Source organism: Bacillus sp. G1(2015b) (genome assembly GCF_001482475.1).
GTDB classification, from domain to species: domain Bacteria; phylum Bacillota; class Bacilli; order Bacillales; family Bacillaceae; genus Bacillus; species Bacillus safensis.
On the sequence record NZ_LKIC01000026.1, the window covers coordinates 126,194 to 149,172 of the forward strand.

The 22,979-nt window shown below is 42.6% G+C and carries 19 protein-coding genes; 14 read left to right on the plus strand and 5 right to left on the minus strand.

The genetic code is table 11. From position 1 onward, the window contains the following. Positions 1-22 precede the first annotated feature (22 nt). From AMR95_RS12190 to AMR95_RS12205, 4 genes are all read left to right on the plus strand, one after another. Positions 23-880, plus strand: a complete 858-nt coding sequence (locus AMR95_RS12190) for a MurR/RpiR family transcriptional regulator (RefSeq protein ID WP_039182677.1) — start codon at positions 23-25, stop codon at positions 878-880. A gap of 184 nt (positions 881-1,064) precedes the next feature. Continuing rightward, positions 1,065-2,609 carry a gluconokinase gene (gene gntK, locus AMR95_RS12195; protein WP_058838411.1) on the plus strand — a complete coding sequence of 515 codons (1,545 nt, stop codon included), beginning with the start codon at positions 1,065-1,067 and terminating at the stop codon, positions 2,607-2,609. A 24-nt stretch (positions 2,610-2,633) separates the two neighbouring features. Then, complete coding sequence (locus tag AMR95_RS12200; RefSeq protein ID WP_039182672.1) at positions 2,634-3,962, plus strand: GntP family permease; 1,329 nt, start codon at positions 2,634-2,636, stop codon at positions 3,960-3,962. A 107-nt stretch (positions 3,963-4,069) separates the two neighbouring features. After that, positions 4,070-5,158 carry a hypothetical protein gene (locus AMR95_RS12205; RefSeq protein ID WP_058838412.1) on the plus strand — a complete coding sequence of 363 codons (1,089 nt, stop codon included), beginning with the start codon at positions 4,070-4,072 and terminating at the stop codon, positions 5,156-5,158. 31 nt (positions 5,159-5,189) lie between these two features. On the opposite strand, the gene AMR95_RS12210 is transcribed toward AMR95_RS12205, so the two are convergent. Next, complete coding sequence (locus tag AMR95_RS12210) at positions 5,190-6,527, minus strand: amino acid permease (RefSeq protein ID WP_024423951.1); 1,338 nt, start codon at positions 6,525-6,527, stop codon at positions 5,190-5,192. Between the two features lie 316 nt (positions 6,528-6,843). Between AMR95_RS12210 and AMR95_RS12215 the strand changes: the two genes are divergently transcribed. Beyond that, positions 6,844-8,358: a methyl-accepting chemotaxis protein gene (locus tag AMR95_RS12215; protein ID WP_058838413.1), complete on the plus strand. Its 1,515-nt coding sequence runs from the start codon at positions 6,844-6,846 to the stop codon at positions 8,356-8,358. A 39-nt stretch (positions 8,359-8,397) separates the two neighbouring features. On the opposite strand, the gene AMR95_RS12220 is transcribed toward AMR95_RS12215, so the two are convergent. Together AMR95_RS12220 and AMR95_RS12225 are read right to left on the minus strand one after the other, a co-directional pair. Beyond that, positions 8,398-9,381: a Gfo/Idh/MocA family protein gene (locus AMR95_RS12220; RefSeq protein WP_039182665.1), complete on the minus strand. Its 984-nt coding sequence runs from the start codon at positions 9,379-9,381 to the stop codon at positions 8,398-8,400. A 130-nt stretch (positions 9,382-9,511) separates the two neighbouring features. Next, on the minus strand, positions 9,512-9,871 hold the full coding sequence (locus AMR95_RS12225) for a MerR family transcriptional regulator (RefSeq protein ID WP_039182663.1): 360 nt from the start codon (positions 9,869-9,871) through the stop codon (positions 9,512-9,514). 301 nt (positions 9,872-10,172) lie between these two features. On the opposite strand from AMR95_RS12225, the gene yidA reads away from it, so the two are divergent. Then, on the plus strand, positions 10,173-10,985 hold the full coding sequence (gene yidA, locus AMR95_RS12230) for a sugar-phosphatase (RefSeq protein ID WP_058838414.1): 813 nt from the start codon (positions 10,173-10,175) through the stop codon (positions 10,983-10,985). 35 nt (positions 10,986-11,020) lie between these two features. On the opposite strand, the gene AMR95_RS12235 is transcribed toward yidA, so the two are convergent. Beyond that, entirely contained in the window at positions 11,021-12,028 is a 1,008-nt protein-coding gene (locus AMR95_RS12235) for a helix-turn-helix transcriptional regulator (protein ID WP_058838415.1), read from the minus strand. A 129-nt stretch (positions 12,029-12,157) separates the two neighbouring features. Here AMR95_RS12235 and AMR95_RS12240 point away from each other — a divergent pair, with 129 nt between their 5' ends. The 3 genes from AMR95_RS12240 to AMR95_RS12250 all read left to right on the plus strand — a co-directional run bounded on the left by AMR95_RS12240 (position 12,158) and on the right by AMR95_RS12250 (position 15,330). After that, positions 12,158-12,865, plus strand: a complete 708-nt coding sequence (locus AMR95_RS12240; RefSeq protein WP_058838416.1) for a class I SAM-dependent methyltransferase — start codon at positions 12,158-12,160, stop codon at positions 12,863-12,865. Then, positions 12,862-13,959, plus strand: a complete 1,098-nt coding sequence (locus AMR95_RS12245; RefSeq protein ID WP_058838417.1) for a saccharopine dehydrogenase family protein — start codon at positions 12,862-12,864, stop codon at positions 13,957-13,959. The genes AMR95_RS12240 and AMR95_RS12245 overlap by 4 nt, the downstream gene beginning before the upstream one ends. A 99-nt stretch (positions 13,960-14,058) precedes the next feature. Next, positions 14,059-15,330, plus strand: a complete 1,272-nt coding sequence (locus AMR95_RS12250) for an MFS transporter (protein ID WP_058838418.1) — start codon at positions 14,059-14,061, stop codon at positions 15,328-15,330. Positions 15,331-15,478: 148 nt separating this feature from the next. On the opposite strand, the gene AMR95_RS12255 is transcribed toward AMR95_RS12250, so the two are convergent. Next, positions 15,479-17,302, minus strand: coding sequence for an acyltransferase family protein (locus AMR95_RS12255; protein WP_058838596.1), 1,824 nt, complete (start codon positions 17,300-17,302; stop codon positions 15,479-15,481). A gap of 239 nt (positions 17,303-17,541) precedes the next feature. On the opposite strand from AMR95_RS12255, the gene AMR95_RS12260 reads away from it, so the two are divergent. The 5 genes from AMR95_RS12260 to AMR95_RS12280 all read left to right on the plus strand — a co-directional run bounded on the left by AMR95_RS12260 (position 17,542) and on the right by AMR95_RS12280 (position 22,853). Beyond that, positions 17,542-18,417, plus strand: a complete 876-nt coding sequence (locus tag AMR95_RS12260) for an aldose 1-epimerase family protein (RefSeq protein ID WP_058838419.1) — start codon at positions 17,542-17,544, stop codon at positions 18,415-18,417. Positions 18,418-18,477: 60 nt separating this feature from the next. Continuing rightward, positions 18,478-19,422, plus strand: coding sequence for a sugar-binding transcriptional regulator (locus tag AMR95_RS12265; protein WP_058838420.1), 945 nt, complete (start codon positions 18,478-18,480; stop codon positions 19,420-19,422). 84 nt (positions 19,423-19,506) lie between these two features. Further along, on the plus strand, positions 19,507-20,178 hold the full coding sequence (deoC, locus tag AMR95_RS12270; protein WP_058838421.1) for a deoxyribose-phosphate aldolase: 672 nt from the start codon (positions 19,507-19,509) through the stop codon (positions 20,176-20,178). 166 nt (positions 20,179-20,344) lie between these two features. Continuing rightward, a complete protein-coding gene (locus AMR95_RS12275) occupies positions 20,345-21,526 on the plus strand; it encodes a NupC/NupG family nucleoside CNT transporter (RefSeq protein ID WP_058838422.1) in 1,182 nt (393 codons plus the stop codon). A 25-nt stretch (positions 21,527-21,551) separates the two neighbouring features. Continuing rightward, on the plus strand, positions 21,552-22,853 hold the full coding sequence (locus tag AMR95_RS12280) for a pyrimidine-nucleoside phosphorylase (RefSeq protein WP_039182634.1): 1,302 nt from the start codon (positions 21,552-21,554) through the stop codon (positions 22,851-22,853). Positions 22,854-22,979 lie beyond the last annotated feature (126 nt).

The following is a 22,979-nucleotide window of genomic DNA, read 5'->3' on the forward strand; positions in this document are numbered from 1 at the left end:
ATTAAGGAAGGAGTGAAGTCAATTGGCTTCTGTCAGTTTAAGTAGTATTGAAAAAATACGAGCAGCAAGCAGAGGATTGCCGCCAAAGCTGAAAGGAATAGCAGAACATATTACGAGTGAACCTGGCGACATTATTCATTTATCTATTGTCGAGCTTGCCAAAAAGACAGCGAGCTCAGAGGCAACGATTTTTCGTCTTTGTAAAAGGCTTGGATTTGAGGGCTTTCAAGATTTGAAGATTGCAATTGCCCAGGAAATAGATCAAACAAAGCCTGATTATGTAGACGAAGAAATGAGTCTTGATGATGATACGGCCGTTTTTATGCAAAAGGTTTTTCAGGCGAATATATCCGCATTAAAGGATAGCTTTCAATTGTTGAATCCAGAAGATGTAGAAAAAGCCATACAACTCATTCATGAAGCAAAGCGCTTAGAGTTTTATGGGAGTGGCGGGTCTGGCCTCATTGCAACAGACGCTTTTCATAAATTTATGAGGACAGGCATCAACTGTATTGTTCACACCGATTCTCATTTTCAAGCGATGTCTGCCGGTCTTCTCGACCAGCACAGTACAGTGATCGGTATATCTCATTCTGGCCGGAATAAAGATTTACTCGATGCTATGAAAACAGCAAAGGAAAAAGGCGCGAAAACCATCGGTATTACAAGCTATCAGCGCTCTCCATTAAGCCAGCTTGCTGATGTTACATTGTATACATCGACGCAGGAAACGGCCTTTCGAACAGAGGCGATGTCTGCAAGACTTGCTCAGCTCACTGTCATTGACGTACTATACTTTGCACTTGCTCACTTAAGGCAGCAGGAAACTTTATCGAATTTAAAACAAATGAGAGAAACCATTTCACAAAAAAGGGTGTAATGGTTTCAAAAATAAATTTTTCTATTAATGAAAAATGCTGTTGTGGTAACGATTGTGAGCTTTTAAGTGAAAAAAATTTTCTTTTCAGTCGTTGAATGTCGAAAAAATTATTCCTATAATGGGATTTAACAGGTATATCAAAACAATAAATATGATTTCAAATCAATGATTGGGCGTGATACAGATGAAGGGAAACCAGGCGGTAATTGGTTTGGATATTGGAACAACAAGTACAAAGGCGGTTCTATTTGGACCACAGGGGAAATTGATAGCAAAGCATTCGGTTCCTTACGATCTGATTCAGCCCCAGCCAGCATGGGTTGAACAGGACCCTGAACATATATTAGAAGCTGTCATTGCAAGTGTAAGAGGTGTGTTGACGAAAGCAGCATTTGATGCAAAACGTCTCATAGGCATCGGAATTAGTACAGCGATGCATTCCTTGATTGTGATGGATAAGGATGGCAAGGCGTTAACGAACAGTATCATTTGGGCAGATAACAGAAGTGCAGAACAAGCGAAGCGAATCATTTCGGACATGGATGGCTTCCAAGTGTATAAAAGAACCGGTACACCGATCCATCCAATGTCACCGCTTTCAAAAATAAGGTGGTTCAAGGAAATGGCACCTGATGTCTTCAAGAAGGCAGCGAAATTTATTTCCATCAAAGAATATATTCTTTATCATTTCTTTGGCCAGTATGTGGTCGATTATTCAATTGCTTCAGCAACAGGGCTGTTCCGATTGGAAACGCTTCAATGGGATGAAGAGGCGCTTCGTATTACTGGAATTAAAGCCAATCAATTGTCTGAACTTGTTCCGACGACGCATCAGCTGAGAGGTCTTCAGTCAGAGATCGCCCTGCGAATGGGTATTGCGGAAGATACACCCTTTGTGGTTGGTGCGAATGATGGGGTTCTCGCGAATTTAGGTGTGGGGGCAATTGGAAAAGGTGAGGTGGCTGTCACGATTGGGACAAGCGGTGCAGTCCGTACGGTCGTGGACAAACCAATCACAGATGAACAATCAAGAACGTTCTGCTATGCGCTGACTGATAAGCATTGGGTGGTTGGAGGACCGACGAATAATGGCGGAATCATGCTGAGATGGCTGAAGGATGAATTTGGATCCTCGGAGGTGGAGGTAGCAAAGCGCCTTGGAGTGGATCCTTATGACCTGATGATTGATATTGCGAAAAAAGTTCCAGCCGGCTCAGAGGGGCTGCTGTTTCTGCCATTTTTAACAGGTGAACGTGCACCTTATTGGAATCCAAATGCGAGAGGTACTTTCTTTGGGATCGGTCTTCAGCATAAGCGGGAGCATTTTATAAGAGCTGTGTTAGAAGGCGTCATTATGAGTGTTTTCTCAATCGGTGTTGCCTTAAGGGATTTAACCGGTTCTGCAAAGGATGTCAGGGCGTCGGGCGGATTTGCGCGATCTCCGCTGTGGCGGCAAATTTTAGCGGATACAATGGGCAGGGAAGTACTTGTCCCAGAAAGCTACGAGGCATCAGCACTTGGGGCGGCTGTCCTCGCACTTCATAGTTTAGGTTATATGGAAGAGATAGAAGAGGTTCAAGATTGGATTCGAATCTCTGCCCGTCATGAACCAAATATGGAGAACAATGAAACATACATAGAATTGTTTTACTTATATGAGCGCCTCTATGACAAACTGAAGGATGAATTTGATGTCATCAGTGCGCTGCAATTAAAACAAAATCATTAAACATCAGGGAAAAGGTGGGAGAGCATGCTTTTATTCATCGTGATTGCAGCAATTGTCCTTTTACTCATCCTCATAACAGTTGCTAAGTTGAATCCGTTTGTGAGTTTAATTATTACTTCTATGTTAGTCGGCTTTGCCACAGGGATGGACCTGCAGGAAATCATTCAATCCATTAAAACGGGGTTAGGCAATACGTTATCATTATTGGCCATAGTTCTAGCGCTTGGCACCATGCTTGGGAAAATGATGGCTGAATCAGGTGGAGCTGAGCGGATCGCTCACACATTAATCGGCCGGTTTGGGACAAAAAATGTGCATTGGGCAATGATGTTTGTCGCCTTTATTGTGGGGATACCTGTCTTTTTCCAGGTCGGATTCGTTCTTCTCATTCCTTTATTGTTTACGATTGCGATTGAAACGGGCATTTCGCTCGTGACAATTGGGATTTCGCTTATTGCTGGCTTGTCTGTCGTTCATGGTCTTGTGCCGCCTCATCCAGCTGCCATGGCGGCTGTCGGCATCTATCATGCCAACGTGGGGAAAACCATTTTCTTTTCCATTATTGTCGGTTTACCGACAGCTATTATTGCTGGGCCGCTGTATGGAAAGTGGATTGGAAAACGGATTCATAAACCCGTTCCGGAGCTGCTGAGAAAGCAATTTACTGAACGCAATGAAGATCGAAAACTTCCCGGTTTTGCAAATACGATGTTTACGATTTTGGTGCCAGTGATTCTAATGCTTCTTGCCACACTGGCAGATATTATTTTACCAGAGGACAGTTTATGGTTTCAGATATTCAAGTACATTGGAGATCCAATTACAGCACTGCTGATTGCAACCGTGTATTCTTTCTTCAGTCTTGGCTTTGTGCAAGGGATGAGCCGTGACCGGGTGCTTTCCTTTAGTAATGAGTGCTTAGGTCCGATCGCTTCCATTCTGCTTGTCATTGGAGCAGGCGGGGCTTTCAATAATGTGCTTATCGATTCAGGTGTCGGTGATTATATTGCAGATTTAGCCAAACACTCGCCGATCTCGCCAATTTTGCTTAGCTGGCTGATTGCTGCGGTTATTCGTGTGGCAACAGGATCTGCTACGGTCTCCATGATGACCGCAGCTGGTATTGTCGCACCGATTGCTGCATCTATGCCGGATGTGAGCAGAGAGCTTCTAGTGTTAGCTACAGGGGCGGGTTCGTTGATTTTGTCTCACGTCAATGATTCTGGTTTTTGGCTGATTAAAGAGTATTTTGGTATGACCATTAAAGAAACGTTTTTGACATGGACGGCTATGGAGACAATTATTTCTGTTAGTGCTATTGCATTTATTATGATCATTAATATGTTTATATAGCGAAACGCAGCCTGATTCTTCGGAATTGGGCTGTTTTTGCTTTTAGCCATACCACCTTTTTCAGATTGGGGTAAAATGAAGATATTGAGAAGTGGGAGGCGGACAAGATCGAACCATTAAAACACGTTTATCATGAATTATTTATTGCAGAATTAGCCGAGAAACTTGCACAAGCGTCGACTGGATTTGATGCTGAAGAATTCCAACGGCTTGTGCTCCAAAAGGATTGGGAGCAGCTGGAGTTAAAAGGCAGAATGAGAAGAGTCACTGAATCAATGCATGCCTGTCTACCTAAGGATTATGAGCAGGCAATTGAGGTGCTGCGTCAGACAGCCCCGCATTTTTCAGGACTTAGTGCGCTTGTATTTCCAGACTACGTCGAAACGTACGGTCTAACACATTGGGATATCTCGATCAAGGCGCTCGAATTCTTTACGCCTTTTTCCACTTCTGAATTTGCTGTTCGGCCTTTTCTAATTCAGGATCAAGACAAAATGCTGGCGCAAATGCTCGTATGGTCACAGAATCAAAACGAGCATATCCGGCGGCTTGCTAGTGAAGGATGCAGACCACGTTTGCCATGGGGATTAACTGTCCCTGCACTTAAAAAAGACCCTTCGGTTACGTTCCCTATATTAGAAAACTTGAAGTCGGACCCAGCGCGGTATGTGCAAAAAAGTGTAGCGAACAACTTAAATGATATTTCTGCAATTCAGCCTGATCTGATGAAGAAGACGGCTAAAAGCTGGTATGGAACGAATGAACATACGAACTGGATCATCAAACATGCATCCCGTACCTTACTAAAAAAAGGCGATCCAGATATCATGGCTTTGTTTGGTTATGGGGACGATCCATCTGTTCAAGTAACGGATTTGAAGGTAGTGCAAAATCCAATTCATATTGGAGAGAAAATGATCTTTCAATTTACACTTCAAGCTGCTAAGCCACTAAAGTTGCGTGTAGAGTATGCCATAGACTATGTCAAAGCTCGGGGTACCCGCAACCAAAAGGTATTTAAAATCACAGAGTTTGAAACAAGTGCAGCGTTACATAGAGAATTCGTCAGGTCACAGTCCTTTCAAAATATGACGACGAGAAAGCACTATGAGGGAATCCATACTTTAACGATTATCATCAACGGCATTCCAAAAGCGTCGGTTGATTTTGAAGTAACAGAAGATAGCAGCTCATGAAAAAACCCGCCATTTCGGCGGGTTTTGGCGTTTAAGCCTTCTTTTTCATTAAGAATGAAGCGATGATGGCAGCGACTAAGAAGCCGATGCTGATAATGGAGCTAGGCAGGTTTTCTTGTCTGAATAGGAACAAAACAAAGCTCAAGCTGAGTACAAGACCTGCAAATAAAGTCAAATACGGAAACAGCCACACTTTGAAATACGGCTCCTGTGGATATTTTGGACGCAGCTTTAGATGTGCCATACAAATGCTGATCCAAATGAGTGAAACCGCAAAACCAGGAATAGCCAGCATATAGCTGAAAATTTGGTCCGGATATAAGTAAGCAAAGAATGTTCCAATGAGAAGAAATAGAACGGTGACCCATAAACTCAAAATGGGTACGCCTCTTTTGTTGACCTGTGCCAGCTTTTTCGGCCCGCCATCTGATTTAGAAAGAGAATGAATCATTCTCGTCGTTCCATAAATTCCAGAATTCGCCGCAGATAGAACGGCTGTAATCAAGACGAAATTAATGAAGTGAGAGGCGCCTTGCATACCAGCAGCAGAGAAGACTTGGACAAAAGGACTGTTATTTGGGTCAATTTGATTCCAAGGAATGAGTCCGCAGATGATCAAAATCGGCAATGTGTAGAATAAGATAATCCGCCACATCATACTTTTGACTACTCCAGGCAAGACCTTCTCCGCATCCTTTGTTTCAGTAATGGTCAGCCCGATCAATTCAGAGCCTCCATAAGAGAAAATAACCACTAAAAGTGATGCAAAGATCGCTCCCCATCCGTTCGGGACGAAGTTTTGATAGTTGGTAAGCGCTGGTGTGCTTTGTTCGTTTGGAATGATCCCAAATAATAATGCTGCACCGAGAATAATAAAGACAATAATAACGAAAATCTTCATTCCAGCGAACCAAAATTCAATTTCACCAAAGTATTTTACATTATTTAAGTTAATTCCGATGACTAAGAGTGAGCAAAGTAAACATAGTGACCATAGCGGTACGTTCGGCAGCCAGTATTGAAGCAGACTGCCAGCTGCAATAATCTCAATGACACATACAGTGAGCCACATAAAACAGTAAACCCAGCCGACGACAAATGAAAAACGTTGACCAAGCGCAATTTGTATAAGGTCGCGTAGATTATTTCCCGGGTACACAATGGCCATTTCGGCTAATGCTGCCATCACAATGAGGAGCAGCAATCCGGCAAATACATAGGAAAAGATCACCCCAGGACCTGCTAAACCAATTGTATCGGCACTTCCTTTAAAGATTCCTGTACCAATGACCCCGCCCATCGCAATCATGCGAATGTGACGCGGTGATAAAAGCTTTTTTAATTCTTGTTGCTCCTGATTCGCGCTCATGACGTTCTCCTTTTTTAAAAATGCTTATGTTCCATTTTCTTTTTTCAAGACGCCAGTGTCAATATAAAAAAAGAGATTTTTCAGACAAAAACAGAGGTTGATTCTATCATTTTACCCACATAACTCCATAAAACACTTCCTTCATCCAAATCCAACATATGAAATCCCATGAAAAAATAAACATTTGCCTTCATTATGACATAAACAATTGTCTGTTTTTGTCGATATATCTTTTGTATTACTAAAGTCCTAATAAAGAATTGTTTATAACTGTAAAATATTTCAAAAACGCAAGAGTTGAAAGGAGTTATGAAAGATGTTTAAGAGAAAAGGAAATGACTCATCGTCTGGAATCCTTCTGAGTGAAAGCAGCCAATTAATAGAAAAAATCGAAAAAGGAGACCTTTCAGCAAGACTAGACACTGCTGCATTCTCTTCAAGCCAAACGATAGAAGCGGTAGCGCAAATTAATGAAGCTTTGCAAAAGATGCAAGAAGCAAATGAAAATATTCAAATGAGGGTGGAATTAGTGACAAAAGCCATTAAAGTTGGCTTATGGGATATGGTCGTCATCGCTGGAGACCCGGTCAATCCAAAAAATGAATTTACATGGACGGATGAATTCCGCAAAATGCTCGGCTTTCAAAATGAGCACGATTTTCCAAATCTATTAGACAGCTGGGCATCTCGAATTCATCCGGATGAACAAGAATATACATTAGATGCATTTGCTTCGCATTTATTGGACCATTCGGGGCGTACGCCGTATGATATCGAATATCGCTTAAAGTTAAAAAACGGAGATTATCGCTGGTTCAAAGCAACTGGAACGACCGTTCGTGATCGAAATGGTGTCCCTCTTCGTGTGGCGGGAGCTCTTTTTGATATTCATGATCAGAAATTGAAAGAAGAAGAGCTGAAAGCATTCGTCACAAGATATGACTTAATCAACCGTGCGCTTGTTGAAGCTCCTTGGGACATGGTGGTAGAGGCCGGTGATCCAGTCAATCCAAATAACGAATTCTGGTGGTCTCCGCAGTTCAGATCAACTCTTGGCTTTAAGGATGAAAAAGATTTCCCGAATGTTCTGAGCAGCTGGAGCGATCGTCTGCATCCTGAGGATCAAGAAATGGCACTCCAAGCTTTTGCAGATCATTTAAATGACCACTCTGGCCGTACACCATTCGACATTGATTACAGATTACAGAGTAAAAATGGTGAGTACCGCTGGTATCATGCGGGTGGTGAAACCATTCGTGATGAAAAAGGTGTTCCTCTTCGTGTGGCAGGAACTATTCGTGACATCACGTTAGAAAAAAACAAAGAGAAAACAGCGGATGAAATGGCTTCACAAGTAGAACAGCTTTCAAGTTCTATTAGCGAGATGGTATCGGGCATTAGCTCTGTGACAAATCAAGCACAGGAGCTTGCTGTTGCTCAAGAGCAGTCAACGTCTGCCGCCCACTTAGCAAAAAATAGTGCAGATGAGACGAAAAATATTTCTGACTTAATCAAAGAAGTGGCGAACCAAACGAACCTGCTTGGTCTAAATGCTGCGATTGAAGCAGCTAGAGCTGGTGAACAGGGACGTGGATTCTCTGTCGTTGCAGATGAAGTGCGAAAGCTGGCGCTGCATAGTGCCAATGCAACGGAAAATATCGAATCTAGTTTAACGGATATGAAAACACAAATTGATGAAATTCTTGAAAATATCTCGAATATGACAGCTCTTACGCAAACTCAGGCTGCTTTAACAGAGCAGGTGAACGCTGCAGTCGATGAAGTGAATCACATGTCTCAGCGTCTTGTGGCGTATTCAAAGAGTATTTAATCGTCAAAAACCGCCCTCTCGTCGAAGGCGGTTTTTTCATTAAAATTGATCTGCTGGGAAAACAATACCTGCATCTTTTCTTGCAGCGTCAAGGACTTTCATCACGGAGAGACTTTCATCAAGCCATGCATAGCATTGTTCGTGATTTTCTGTTTCAATAATATGCTGGAAAGCTTCAGCCTCATAAAACAGACGGTTTGGATTCGTTTGTGCATTGAGTGAGACGACCCTGTCATCAACATGCAGCAGCACTTCCTCACATCCATTCGCCCCATTTTTCACATGAATGAAGCCTTTTTCTCCTTGAATCAATGCAAAGTTCATGCTGCTTGTATCCTTACTGCCCACACTTGTCGCAATAAAATCATTGTAAGTGAACGTCAAAACACCAGATGTGTCAATACCGTTTGGATGGTGGTTTGCCTGATATCGGACCTGCTCTGGTGATCCAAAGAGATTCATGATGAAATGGACATTATAGATATTAATATCCATCAGCGCTCCTCCAGAGAACGCAGGGTTAAAGACATTTGGCGTTTCGCCGGCTAGCAGCTGATTATATTTGCTTGAATATTGACTATAATTGCATTGAACCAGTTTGATTTTACCTAATTGATGAAGATGCTTTTTGATTAAATGATAGTTTGGCATATGAACGGTCGTAATGGCTTCAAATAGGAGAAGCTGCTTTTCCTTTGCGAGAGCGATTAAGGCTTCCAGCTCTTTAACATTTGAGGTGAAAGGCTTTTCGCATATCACATGTTTTCCGTGTTTCAATGCAGCCGTTGCATGCTCGCTATGTAAACGATTCGGTGACGCGATATAAACGGCTTCTACGTGAGGATCTTCTAGCATAGCGGTAAGATCCGTATAAGTTGTCTGCACCCCAAATTTGTCTGCGAGCTTCTTTGCCGTTTCTTCCTTTCTTGAATAGACAGCGTGGCAAGAAGCACCTTCGAGCTGGTCAATGGCTTGCAGGAAGCCTTCCACAATGATACCTGATCCAATGGTTGCGATGTTCATTCTCCAAAACCCCTTCCACTCGTTTAAGCTGTCTCTAGTATAACCGATGTTCTCATTGGACGTGTAATGAGATACCTGAGCGAAGGTGTGCCAGTGACCAAGACCGGCACACCTTTGGTAGCCCTTACAATCAGCTGATGTTTGCTAATGTTTGCTTTGTTAACAATTGAATAGCTGCCTTCCTTTTTTTTAACTCTTGAATAGAGTGTTGAATATCTTCGACTTTTTGCTCGAGCAGCTGTTCAGCTTCTGTTTTTGACTGTTTTTCGAAAAGTGATTTGATAATTTCACGAATTTCTTTTAGGGAGAAATCTAGCTTTCTCGCTTCGGTGATAAATGATAGCATGAGTACATATTTTTTATCATATAGACGATAGCCGTTATGCGCTCTTTTGGGCTCTGGGAGCACCCCTTCATTTTCGTAAAAACGAATGGTTTCAATATGTACTCCAGACATCTTTGACAATTTACCTCTCGTAAACGTAATCATTCCCTGCACCTCCTTTCTTTGCTATCCATCATACAATTAGATTTGCTAGTTTCAAAACATTCTATAGTGGTGAACAATTGGTCTATTTTACTTGTTGTAAATGGGGGATCAGCACGATGAAAAGAATACGTTATAATAGAGTAGACTCATGTGATATTTGTTACAGATATGAACAAGTAGACAGCGTGAAGAAAAAACGATAGGCTAAAATAGGTAAATAGTAATGAAATAACCTGTCATCATGGGAGTGGTGGCTCAAAATAGTGACAGCACGTTTTTGCTGAGAAAAGGGGACCAGTGAATGTATAAATTAGTCGCAATTGATATGGATGGTACGTTATTAAATGATCAACATATGGTGCCGGATGAAGTGTTTGAAGCCATTCAACAGGCAAAGGCAGAAGGAATTAAAATTGTCTTATGTACAGGTCGGCCAATTGGCGGGGTAAATCGCTATTTAGCTGATCTTCAGCTTGATCAAGAGGGAGATTATGTGATCGCCTATAATGGAGCGCTTGTTCAAAACAGCCATACAAATGAAGTGGTGTCAGAGCTGACATTATCCTATGATGACTTAACTTCTTTATATGAATTGAGCCGTCAGCTGGATACACCGATGCATTATTTCGATTCGGTCAATTTATACACACCGAATCGCGATATTAGTGAATACACAGTGCATGAAGCCTATTTAACAAAGCTGCCGCTGAAATATATGCCTGTTGAAGAGGCAGATTCATCGATGAGACTTCCGAAAATGATGTATATTGATCAGCCAGAACGTTTGGAAAAAACGATACAAGCCATCCCGTCTGAAGTGAAGGAAAAGTATATGATGGTGAAAAGTACAGATTTCTTCCTTGAAATCCTGCATCCTGATGTGAGTAAGGGAAATGCTGTGAAGCTTCTAGCGAAGGAGCTGGGAATTCCTCGTGAAGAAGTCATGGCCATTGGTGACAACGGGAACGACATATCAATGGTAGAGTTTGCAGGCTGCGGCGTCGCTATGGGAAATGCCATTGATGATGTCAAAGCTGTAGCAGATGTTGTAACAAAATCTAATAATGAAGCCGGAGTAGCACATGTGCTGCATGAGCTGGTTTTAGGAAAATAAGAACAGAGCGGTCTACCAGTGCGGTAGCCGCTTTTTTATATATTGGAGAAAAAGTAAACAAGCATACGTCTGCTGCTTAAATTCGTCTTTTGCAGCATCGCTTTCACATGATCATGAACGGTATGGGGTGAAATAAATAACGTGCTCGCAATTTCCTTTGTCGACTGGCCCTTTAATAAGCAGTCGAGGACGTTCATTTCTCTTTCTGTCAGTCTGTACGTTTTCGCCGCATAAGGAAGAATATCATTTGTTTGGGCTCGTTTGATGTGAATCATGACAGCCTCCTCCTGCCTGTCAGCCTGCGCTAATCGAAAGGCTTGAAGGGAGAGGAACAACCCCGTAGGCAATCTCGTCATGCTTGCCGTTGTTTGCTCAATACCGCCGTATAAAAGTTTTGCCCCTAATGCTCTAAACGGGCGTGGCATGACCGCCCTGTCATGGATTTGTTCAAAGGCTTGAAACGTCTGAAGCCAATGAAGACCTGTCTCATTTCCATAAAGAAGGTTGTAATCGTGCGAAAGAATAAGGAAGCCTTGTTGCTCCGCCGCCGCGTCTTCTTCAGTATCTCTTTTCTTGAAAAGTTCATCTCTTAGCTTGGCTGCGAGTCTGGGCGTTTGTTCGATGACCGCTTGGATATCTTTTTCTTGAAAAGGTTCCTTGTCCTTTAGACGATAGAGGCTGGCAATCCCCCAGCATTCCCCCTGAATTACAAGAGCTGCCCGCAATTCATCAGACCATCCTTTAGGTAACAAAATGTTTTGGTAGCGCTCACTGCTAAGGTATTCTCCGCTTTGGACTAGGCTCGCAGCATGAACTGGGCCTTTGGCTAGAAACTCATGCTGATGTACGTCCCTTTTTAAAAACTCATTTTGAAACAGCTGGTCATGAATTTCTTCAATCGGTTCATCTGTGAAGGAACCTGTCGAGAGGAGAGTGGCTGGATCAATGGTCGTGATACAGGCGGCATCAAAATCAAGGACGGCAGCAAGTTCGTCCCGAATGTGTTGTCTCAGCTGCTGAAAATGAGTGGCTGGATTGGTCACATGATCTCCTCCTCAAAAATCCCCACTTTTAGGGATCGTGTTTTCTGGTGTCTCTTTTTACAATAAAGATGTCATATCGTTAGTGTACAGGAAACGATGGAAAGCGGAAAGGAACTGGAGGAGAAGGACATGAAAGAAAACCAGCATTGGCACGATCCTGTTGCTGAGTCATATGCAGCGACGATTTCACATAAAGTACCCGGCTATCACCTTTTGCATGAGTTAACAGTAGATGTATTAGAAACTGAAATAAAGAAAGCGGGCTCTCGTATTCTAACTGTCGGAGCAGGTGGGGGCGAAGAGATCATCAACATGTTACAAAGAAAAGAAGACTGGCTCATCACAGGGGTCGATCCGTCACCTTCTATGCTGGACATGGCGAAACAACGAGTTGCACAGCTAGAAATGGAGGCGCGTGTCACATGGCATGAGGTCTCATTAGATAAGGTTTCAGCTGAACCTGTTTACGATGCAGCAGTGAGCTTGCTTGTCATTCATTTTATAGAAAAGCGCCAGCTCTTTTTAAACGAGGTTGCCCGCAGGATTCAACCAGAAGCACCGTTTATGTTGGCATTTATACAAGGCGAGATGAAGTCCCATGCATTTCAACAGGAGCTTCACATGCTCTCTCTTTTCATGCAGCGGCAAGGCCTAGAAAAAGAGGTGTTTACGTCCTTTAAAAACAGGCTGGGACAGACGACACACCCTGTTCCCGAGGAAGAAATAAAAGCGCAATTAATCAAAGCAGGATTTGAAGACATCAGACCTTATTTTCAGGCAGGAATGATCAAAGGGCTTGTTTGCAAGCGGAATCGTAGAGAGGCGGATGAGAAATGAGAACACAGGTGATGGTGATAGGCGGCTATGGACATGTTGGACAGCAAATATGTCTTCAGCTAAGTGAAGTGTATCCCGGTCAAGTTGTTGCAGCAGGCAGAAGCTATGAGAAGGCAGAGAAATTTTCACGCCAGACAAAAGGGAAGGTTCTTCCCTATCAACTTGATGTCAGTGAGCCGTTATTTTCGGACTGGGTGGATCACACAAAGCTGGTGATCATGTGTCTCGATCAAGAAGACACGTCATTTGCTGAAACAGTTCTGCAGTCAGGTATTGATTATATAGATATCTCTGCGAAAGGGGCGTACATGGAACAGGTGGCAAAGCTGGATCAGCAGTACATCGGTGCAACGGCTTTACTCAGTGTTGGGCTTGCGCCTGGCCTTACGAATTTATTGGCAGCAAAAGCATCATCTATGCTCTCATCAGTGAATCAAATAGATATAGGGATTATGCTTGGATTGGGTGATCAGCATGGAAAAGCCGCCATTGAATGGACGCTTGACAATGTCCATACTGACTATGTCCTTACTGAGCATCATCAACGTAAAAGCGTCAAAAGCTTTACTGGAGGCAAGCGTATAGATTTTGGGGTGAAACTTGGAAAGAGGAAAGCCTATCAGTTCCCCTTTTCCGATCAGCAGACATTGCCTTTGACACTCAGCGTGCCTTCTGTGACGACAAGGCTTTGTTTTGATTCTCGCGCGGCAACGCTGGCATTTGCCTTCACAAGGAGCCTTGGAATGACGTCACTTCTCACTGTTCCGAAAATCAAGGAAAGAGCCATTTCCATGATACAATCGGCTAAAATGGGAACAGATCAATATGCAGTGAAAGTGGAGGCGACAGGAATGGAGAGGAACAAGATTCATCAAGCAGCGCTTGGGATAAAAGGGCATGATGAGTCTCAAGCCACAGCTCAAGTCGCCTCTGCTGCAGCACTACATTTATTGAGCAGGCGGTTTCAGACAGGTGTGTTTCATATCGAACAATTATTTTCATTAGCGTATGAGAATGGAGAATTTGCGTTGGTGGATCAAAAAACGAAGGGAAAGCGTGTGTTAGCGCTGAAAGCCAGCCTTTTAACGGCATAAAAGAATACGAACATAGGGTGATTAAAATGGAGGGTTGTAGACGACGGGTTTGATAAAAAGGTTACGTTTTGCAAATAAATTTCAAGTGGGTGTTTACAAGTGTTAAATACAGAACAAGATATCATTAAGAATTATATAGATTCACCCCAAAAATTGAAAAAATTATATAAACGAGTATTGTTCGTAGTTAGTTTATCGCAAATATTTGGAGGGGCTGGACTAGCCGCAGGGATTACGGTAGGTGCCCTTTTAGCTCAACAAATGCTTGGAACTGAAGCCTATGCAGGAGTTCCAATGGCTTTATTTACTTTGGGGTCGGCTTTGGCAGCTTTCATTGTAGGAAAACTTTCACAACGTTATGGACGACGCATCGGTTTATCGACAGGTTTTGTTGTTGGAGGGATCGGAGCAATTGGCGTTGTGATTGCAGCTATGATGAATAGTGTCATTTTATTATTTGCATCGCTCTTCATTTACGGTGCGGGAACAGCCACAAATTTACAAGCTCGTTATGCTGGGACTGACTTAGCGAATTCTAAACAACGTGCAACGGCCATTAGTATGACAATGGTCATGACGACATTTGGAGCTGTAGCAGGTCCGAATTTAGTTGAAATGATGGGTAAATTCGCCGTATCAATTGGTGTTCCATCACTTGCGGGTCCCTTTATTTTATCAGCCGCAGCATTTATTGTAGCAGGTCTTGTCCTTTTTATTCTGCTGCGTCCTGATCCGTTAGTTATTGCTCAAAGAATAGCAGCTTACAAAGCAAAACATGAGCATGGAAATCAACCAGATGCTGTTGATAAAAAAATAGATAAAAAAGGGATTACAGTAGGTGCCACGGTTATGATCTTAACTCAAATTGTCATGGTTGCACTCATGACCATGACACCGGTACATATGCAGCATCATGGTTATGGATTAGCCGAAGTGGGAATTGTTATTGGTTTTCATATAGGTGCAATGTATCTTCCTTCACCTATCACGGGTGTACTTGTAGATAAATTAGGACGAACAACTATGAGCATAGCGTCGGGCATAACATTGTTACTTGCTGGTTTAATAGCAGCATTCGCACCAAGTGATTCAATGATTTTATTAATCATTGCTCTGTCTTTACTTGGATTGGGATGGAACTTTGGTTTAATTAGTGGTACGGCTCAAATAGTTGATTCTACAGAACCATCAATCCGGGCCAAAATCCAAGGAACACTCGATGTTTTTATTGCGTTAGCAGGTGCTGCTGGCGGTGCTCTTTCAGGAATGGTAGCTGCGAATACGAGTTATGCTACATTATCTTTAAGCGGAGGAATTTTATCTTTATTTCTCATACCTGTAATAGTTTGGTCCTTTAAAAGTAAAACATAATGCAGCTCCGTGCCCCATCACAAAAAAAGACATGACGCCCCATCATGGGAGAGCATGTCTTTTTCCATCTTCCATAAAAATACGTTTTGCTTCATAGTAGAGCACCTGCACAAATTTCTTCACATTGACAATCCAGATGCTAGTCTTTTTATGATGATGTCGACACATCCCCTTTTTTCTTGATGCTCGCTGTGATGAGCTGTGTCAATGTGTCAGAACCTTTTTTTGAAAGGTGAACACCATCAGGCTGGAAATAGGATGGCTGTCCACTAGCGGCTGAATGCCAATCAACCAAGGTGACATTTTGTTCTTGATCTGCCACTCGCTGAATTACCGCATTCACATCATTTTCCCATGACCTCGGGACCCTCGTATTCACTAGGAAAATATGTGCCTTTGAAAAGTTTTGAATGAATGCTGTCAGCGTGTCCTCAGTAAAATAACCATTTGTGCCAAGTTCAATGATAACAGCGGCATCAGATTGATTAAATGATTTGTATTGAGGGGCGATGCTGATGGCTTCGTTCATCTGTCTGCCAACCTTCCCATCGATGGTGATTTGTTTATATGCTTTTTCAAGATTCGGCGCAATGTCTAACATGACAGAATCACCAATGGCAAGAATTTGGTGAAATTGTTTTTGATCAGCTGCTTTTTTCTCGTGCTTTTCTTTCTTTTTTTTCGCTTTTGATTCAGAAGGTTCGGCTGTTTTTTTCGGTGCTGTCTTAATTTGCGTCACTTCCTTCACATGTGGGGAGGAAGTGGACGAGTTAGACATGCCAATGATAAATAAGATCAAAAGAGCTGCGGTGATTCCCAGGAACACCTTATTAGATGTAGACCATTGTTTGATGCCTTTTTTCCAAATAGACCAAGAGGCAAAATATTGTCTGAAGCCATGCTGGCGGATTGGCTGTTCGATGAAGCGATAGGAAGCCTCAGCAACTAGTAAAATGGCGATGAGCTGCAATGTGACACGCGCGATGGAAGGCTGTCCAATTTCAATGACCGGTGTGGTCAGTACGATAATGGGATAATGCCATAGGTAAATACCATAAGACCGCTTACCAAGCCAGACGAGCGGCTGAAAGGACAGCCATTTCCCGATAAGACTTGCAGGGTGGCAGACGCACGCAATTAAGATGGCCGCATTCAGACAGAATAAAAGCATGCCGCCCTGATAGAGAAAGGCATCAAAATCGTCCACTGCATAAACACAAAGAAGGAAAATCGCAAACGAACCGAACCCGGCAATATGTAAAATACGTCTGCCAACAGGAAGTAATTTCTTGCTGGATAGTCTTTGCATAGGCCACACAAATGCCAGACTGCACCCAATCAGGAGCGCAAATGCACGAGTATCTGTTCCATAATAAACCCTGCTTGGATCGGTATCTGGTGAATAAAGAATCGCCATCCATAGGGCGGAGACAAGTGCTAGGCCAAAGGTGATCATAGGCAGATGAGATCTGTTTTTTACCCATTTCAGCCCTGCAATCAACAGGACCGGCCAAATGATATAAAATTGCTCTTCAATTGCCAAAGACCACAAGTTTTTCAGTGGAGATAGAGCATTGAAGCTATCAAAATATGAAAGCTCGTGAAAAATATACCACCAGTTACTGACATAAAAAAAGGACGATATGGCATCGCCACGAATGGACAATAATGCGTTTGAACCAGCAATCGCGCACCAGCTGACGGTAATAAAAATCATGATGTAAGCAGCTGGAAGAAGCCTCCTGATCCGTCCCATCCAAAATGGCAAAAGCTCTTGATAGCCTAAATCCTGCTTATGTAACAAGATCGTTGTAATCAAGTAACCAGAAATGACAAAAAATAAATCAACGCCAAGAAACCCGCCGCTTGCGGGTCCGATATGTAAGTGATAAGCAATGACTGCCAATACAGCAACGGCTCTTAGTCCATCTAATCCTAAAATATAACGAAAACGATTTTCCTTGCTGTTCATGAAAATGAATCCCCCATCAATGTCAAACGCTTCTTTTTGTTGTTCATTCAAAAGAGCAACGATTCTTTTATTTTATATAAGATTAGACGAATCAGCATTACATTTTGTTGGCGAATTTCTGTCTTTTTTTAAATTTTTTTCATACGAAAAAAGAATTGGTGGGTGAAGAGATGTCGAATTTGATACTCAAAACCAAAATCCCTGTCATAATAAAAGTAGAAGGAAAGGGGATGTGTTGAATGAGAACGATCGAAAATGATCAGTTATTGGTTCAGATTCATGAAAAGGGAGCGGAAGTCAGGGAGGTGCTTGACAAGAAAAGCGGGCGTCACTATATGTGGTCTGGTGATCCAGCTTATTGGGGCAGGGTGTCGCCTGTCTTGTTTCCGATTGTTGGGCGATTAATGAATGATCAATACAATATTGACGATCAAACCTTCGAGCTCACGCAGCATGGATTTTTGCGTGATGTCAATTTTGATTTATATGAAGAAACGGAGCATAAGGTGACCTTTCAATATGAATCAAGAGGCCGGCACGTGAAGCAATACCCGTATGAATTTACAGCACGTATTCGTTATGAACTATTGGAAAATGGACTGAAGATTTCCTGGGAAATTGATCATGACGGAGATGATACGATGTATTTCTCCATTGGAGGGCACCCAGCATTTCGTGTTCCTCTTGTTGAAGGTGAGCAAGCAGCAGATTATTCACTCACATTGACACCTTCCACTGAACATCTCCCTGTGCAATATGAACTGCGGAATTCACTTGTCAGAGAGAAAAGAAAAGGCATTGAAATTGAGCCGATCCAGCTTCGGCCAGAGCTTTTTCAGCATGATGCGATGATCTTTAGCCATATCAATCGAGTGTCATTGACTTCAGGGGCAGGTCACGGAGTTGAGGTCGATCTCACTGGTTTTCCGTTCGTGGGCATTTGGTCGCCTTATGACCAAGAAAAAGGAACGATGGCTCCTTTTGTTTGTATTGAGCCGTGGTATGGCATCGCCGATATGGAAGGGACGAATGGGCAGTATAAAGAGAAGTTTGGCATTCAAACGTTAGAACAGAATGAGACCTTTCATGCCGCTTATACCGTTTTCTTCAAATGAACATTTGTGCATGATGAGGTGAACGATTTGTTATGATAGAAGAAAAAAGGGGGCGTATGAATGGATCGAGAGAAACAACAGCTGAGTATTGAAGCGGCAAGGCTTTACTATTTGTCTGATTACAGCCAGCAGGAAATTGCCAAGCAGCTCAACTTGTCGAGACCGACTGTATCTCGGCTGCTTCAATATGCGAAAGAGAAGGGATACGTCCAAATTACGGTGATGGATCCGTTCGAGGATTTAAACGAGCTTTCTTCATTGCTCAAGGAAAAATATGACCTACTCGAAGCTCATGTGGTGTTTTCGCCAAAGGACGACTATCCAACCATCACCGATTATTTGAGCCGATTTGGTGCAGATTACTTGCAAGAAACGGTGAAAGACGGTGATATCGTTGGCGTGAGCTGGGGAACGACTATGTATCAAATTGCACAAAAGATGCAACCTAAACAGGTAAAAGGTGTAGAGGTTGTCCAGCTCAAGGGCGGAATCAGCCATTCTCATGTGAATACATATTCTGCGGAAACCATTCAGTTGTTTGCTGAGGCTTTTCAAACAGCACCGCGCTATTTGCCGCTTCCTGTTGTATTTGATAGTGCTGCTGTCAAGGAAATGGTTGAGCAGGACAGACACATTCAGCGAATTATTGAAATGGGCAAGCAGGCGAATATCGCTGTGTTTACTGTTGGAACGGTAAGAGATGAGGCACTTTTGTTTAGACTAGGTTATTTCCGTGAAGAAGAAAAAGCGCTCCTCAAGGCATCCAGTGTCGGAGACATTTGCTCGCGTTTTTATGATCAAGATGGACGCATTTGCAGTAAAGCCATTAACAATCGCACAATTGGTGTGGAGCTAGATGATTTAAGGACAAAAGAACGATCCATTCTTGTCGCTGGCGGTCATCGAAAGGTGGCTTCTATACACGGCGCACTAAGAGGAAAATATGCGAATGTATTGATCATCGATCAGCACACAGCGAGGGCTCTTTTAAATGTCACAAAATAGATGAACAAAATTTCATAACCATGTTTACAATTGTTCATATGTCATATATGATGAAAGTATCATAATTAAAAGGAAGTGTGAAGCATGACGATAGCAAAGCTCATTGATCATACAGCACTAAAACCAGATACATCTAGAGCTGCAATTATGCAGTTACTTGAAGAAGCAAAGACTCATCAATTTGCATCTGTTTGCGTGAACCCAACTTGGGTATCTCTTGCGTCGAAAGAACTAGCAGGAACAGGTGTTGATGTATGTACAGTCATCGGTTTCCCGTTAGGCGCAAACACAACAGCGGTGAAAGCATTCGAAACAAAGGATGCGATTGAAAACGGTGCAACAGAAGTGGACATGGTCATCAATGTTGCGGCATTGAAAGACGGCGAATATGATATGGTTGAACAAGATATTCGTGCAGTTGTAGACGCAGCAAAAGGCAAAGCATTAGTGAAAGTTATCATTGAAACATGTTTACTTACTGATGAAGAAAAAGTCAAAGCTTGTGAGCTTTCAGTGAAAGCGGGCGCTGATTTTGTGAAAACATCGACTGGATTTAGTACAGGCGGTGCAACAGCTGAGGACATCGCATTAATGCGTAAAACAGTAGGACCTGACATCGGTGTGAAAGCATCAGGCGGCGTGAGAACAAAAGAAGACGTTGAGGCAATGACAGCTGCAGGTGCTACCCGTATTGGCGCAAGTGCAGGCGTTTCCATTATCAAAGGGGATCAATCATCTCCTTCGAAAGACTATTAATTCATACGATCCTATGGTAGGATAACATTCATGACTCATAAATGATGAAAAAGTCATATGCGGAAGGACCTCTCTTCTGGGAATTCCTTCCGCGTTTTGTTTACGAAATAGGGTTTGTTCCATACAAGCGCATTAATGTAAACGAATTCATTCAAGGAGGAAAAACATGAAATACGTGATTGGTATCATCGGTTTGCTAGTGATTCTCGCCATTGCATGGCTGGCTAGTAATGGGAAAAAACGAGTGAAATTCCGTCCAGTAATTGTCATGATTGTACTGCAATTTATTTTAGGTTATATCCTGCTCAATACAGGTGTTGGAAACTTCCTAGTCGGAGGCTTTGCAAAAGGATTCCAAATGCTTCTAGGCTATGCCGGCGAAGGAATCAACTTTGTATTTGGCGGGTTAATGAATGATAAAGCGTCTACGTTCTTCATCAATGTTTTACTGCCGATCGTCTTTATCTCGGCGTTAATCGGTATCCTGCAGCATTGGCGTATTCTTCCGCTTATCGTACGTGGAATCGGATATTTGCTTAGTAAAGTAAACGGTATGGGAAAACTAGAATCTTACAACGCAGTAGCGTCTGCGATTTTAGGTCAATCAGAAGTCTTTATTTCTATTAAGAAACAACTTGGATTATTACCACAGCAGCGTCTTTATACATTATGTGCATCTGCAATGTCGACGGTTTCGATGTCGATTGTTGGTGCGTACATGCAAATGATTAAACCAGAGTACGTGGTTACAGCACTTGTGCTGAACCTATTTGGTGGATTTATTATCGCATCGATCATCAATCCATATGAAGTATCTAAGGACGAAGATATGCTTGAAGTCGTTGAGGAAGAAAGACAATCCTTCTTCGAAATGCTTGGCGAATATATTATGGATGGTTTCAAAGTAGCGATTGTTGTTGCTGCAATGTTAATTGGATTCGTTGCATTAATTGCGATGATTAACGGTATCTTTACAGCTGCCATCGGTGTTTCTTTCCAAGATGTACTTGGATATGTCTTTGCTCCATTTGCGTTCATTGTTGGTGTTCCTTGGAGCGAAGCGGTACAAGCAGGAAGCATTATGGCGACCAAAATGGTATCTAACGAATTTGTGGCAATGCAAATTCTATCCGGTGATGCTTTCCAATTCAGTGCTCGTACAGAAGCGATCATTTCTGTATTCCTTGTATCATTCGCTAACTTCTCTTCTATCGGTATCATTGCAGGAGCAGTCAAAGGCTTAAACGAAAAGCAAGGGAACGTTGTCGCACGCTTTGGATTAAAGCTGTTATTCGGTGCAACTCTTGTCAGCTTCTTAACAGCAGGCGTTGTCGGTTTGATTTACTAATTTAAAAAAAGGAATGGTGAAAACAATGAGAATGGTAGATATCATTGCGAAAAAACGTGACGGAAAAGAATTATCTTCAGAGGAAATTTCTTTCTTTGTCAAAGGTTATACGGACGGAACAATTCCTGACTACCAAGCAAGTGCCTTGGCTATGGCAATTTTCTTCCAAGATATGACGGATCAAGAACGTGCAGATTTAACACTCGCTATGGCGAACTCAGGAGATACAATTGACCTGTCTGCTATTGAGGGTATTAAAGTAGACAAGCACTCAACAGGCGGTGTAGGTGATACAACTACGCTTGTACTCGCTCCTCTTGTTGCGGCACTAGATGTACCTGTTGCGAAAATGTCTGGGCGCGGCCTTGGGCATACAGGCGGTACAGTGGACAAGCTTGAAGCGGTCAAAGGCTTCCACGTAGAAATTACAAAAGACGAATTCATCGAGCTCGTGAACCGTCATAAAGTAGCGGTTATTGGTCAATCAGGCAACCTGACACCAGCTGATAAAAAGCTGTATGCTCTTCGTGATGTGACAGGAACTGTTAACTCAATTCCGCTTATTGCAAGCTCCATTATGAGTAAGAAAATTGCTGCTGGTGCAGATGCGATTGTACTCGATGTGAAAACAGGCGCAGGTGCTTTCATGAAAACACCAGAAGACTCAGAGAAGCTTGCAAAAGCCATGGTGCGCATCGGAAATAACGTAGGCAGACAAACGATGGCGGTCATCTCTGACATGTCCCAGCCGCTAGGATTAGCGATTGGAAATTCCCTTGAAGTGAAAGAAGCGATTGATACGCTTCGAGGCGAAGGTCCTGAAGACTTAAACGAGCTTGTGCTCACATTAGGAAGTCAAATGGTCGTTCTTGCGAAAAAAGCAGACACACTTGATGAAGCAAGAGAAAAGCTGATTGAAGTGATGAAAAACGGCAAAGCACTTGAGAAATTCAAGGAATTCTTAGAAAACCAAGGTGGAGACAGCTCCATTGTGGATCAGCCTGAAAAACTGCCGCAAGCACCTTACAAAATCGAAGTACCTGCAAAAGAATCAGGTGTCGTAGCTGAAATCGTCGCGGATGAAATCGGTGTTGCAGCGATGATCCTTGGAGCAGGACGCGCAACAAAAGAGGATGATATCGACCTATCTGTCGGCATCATGCTGAACAAAAAAGTGGGCGATCGTGTTGAAAAAGGAGATTCACTTGTGACTCTGCATGCGAATCGAGAAGATGTTGCAAATGTCATGGAGAAAATTTATGACAACATCCGCATCGCTGATCATGCCGATGCACCAACTTTGATCCACACGGTCATTACTGAATAAAGAAAAAGGACAAAAGTGATTCGTCGCTTTTGTCTTTTTTTATGCTCGTCATTTTCTATTGAAATAAAAAAATTCACTTTATGAAACAAACCTCTTGCAATCATCAAATAATGGGTGTATATTAAT

Coding starts and splice junctions, on each gene's coding strand:
- AMR95_RS12210 (WP_024423951.1), bottom strand. CDS start 6,527: ATGAGCGCGAATCAGGAGCAACAAGAATTAAAAAAGCTTTTATCACCG.
- AMR95_RS12245 (WP_058838417.1), top strand. CDS start 12,862: ATGAGAACACAGGTGATGGTGATAGGCGGCTATGGACATGTTGGACAG.
- AMR95_RS12280 (WP_039182634.1), top strand. CDS start 21,552: ATGAGAATGGTAGATATCATTGCGAAAAAACGTGACGGAAAAGAATTA.
- yidA (WP_058838414.1), top strand. CDS start 10,173: ATGTATAAATTAGTCGCAATTGATATGGATGGTACGTTATTAAATGAT.
- AMR95_RS12255 (WP_058838596.1), bottom strand. CDS start 17,302: ATGAACAGCAAGGAAAATCGTTTTCGTTATATTTTAGGATTAGATGGA.
- AMR95_RS12215 (WP_058838413.1), top strand. CDS start 6,844: ATGTTTAAGAGAAAAGGAAATGACTCATCGTCTGGAATCCTTCTGAGT.
- AMR95_RS12260 (WP_058838419.1), top strand. CDS start 17,542: ATGAGAACGATCGAAAATGATCAGTTATTGGTTCAGATTCATGAAAAG.
- gntK (WP_058838411.1), top strand. CDS start 1,065: ATGAAGGGAAACCAGGCGGTAATTGGTTTGGATATTGGAACAACAAGT.
- AMR95_RS12220 (WP_039182665.1), bottom strand. CDS start 9,381: ATGAACATCGCAACCATTGGATCAGGTATCATTGTGGAAGGCTTCCTG.
- AMR95_RS12265 (WP_058838420.1), top strand. CDS start 18,478: ATGGATCGAGAGAAACAACAGCTGAGTATTGAAGCGGCAAGGCTTTAC.
- AMR95_RS12240 (WP_058838416.1), top strand. CDS start 12,158: ATGAAAGAAAACCAGCATTGGCACGATCCTGTTGCTGAGTCATATGCA.
- AMR95_RS12225 (WP_039182663.1), bottom strand. CDS start 9,871: ATGATTACGTTTACGAGAGGTAAATTGTCAAAGATGTCTGGAGTACAT.
- AMR95_RS12200 (WP_039182672.1), top strand. CDS start 2,634: ATGCTTTTATTCATCGTGATTGCAGCAATTGTCCTTTTACTCATCCTC.
- deoC (WP_058838421.1), top strand. CDS start 19,507: ATGACGATAGCAAAGCTCATTGATCATACAGCACTAAAACCAGATACA.
- AMR95_RS12275 (WP_058838422.1), top strand. CDS start 20,345: ATGAAATACGTGATTGGTATCATCGGTTTGCTAGTGATTCTCGCCATT.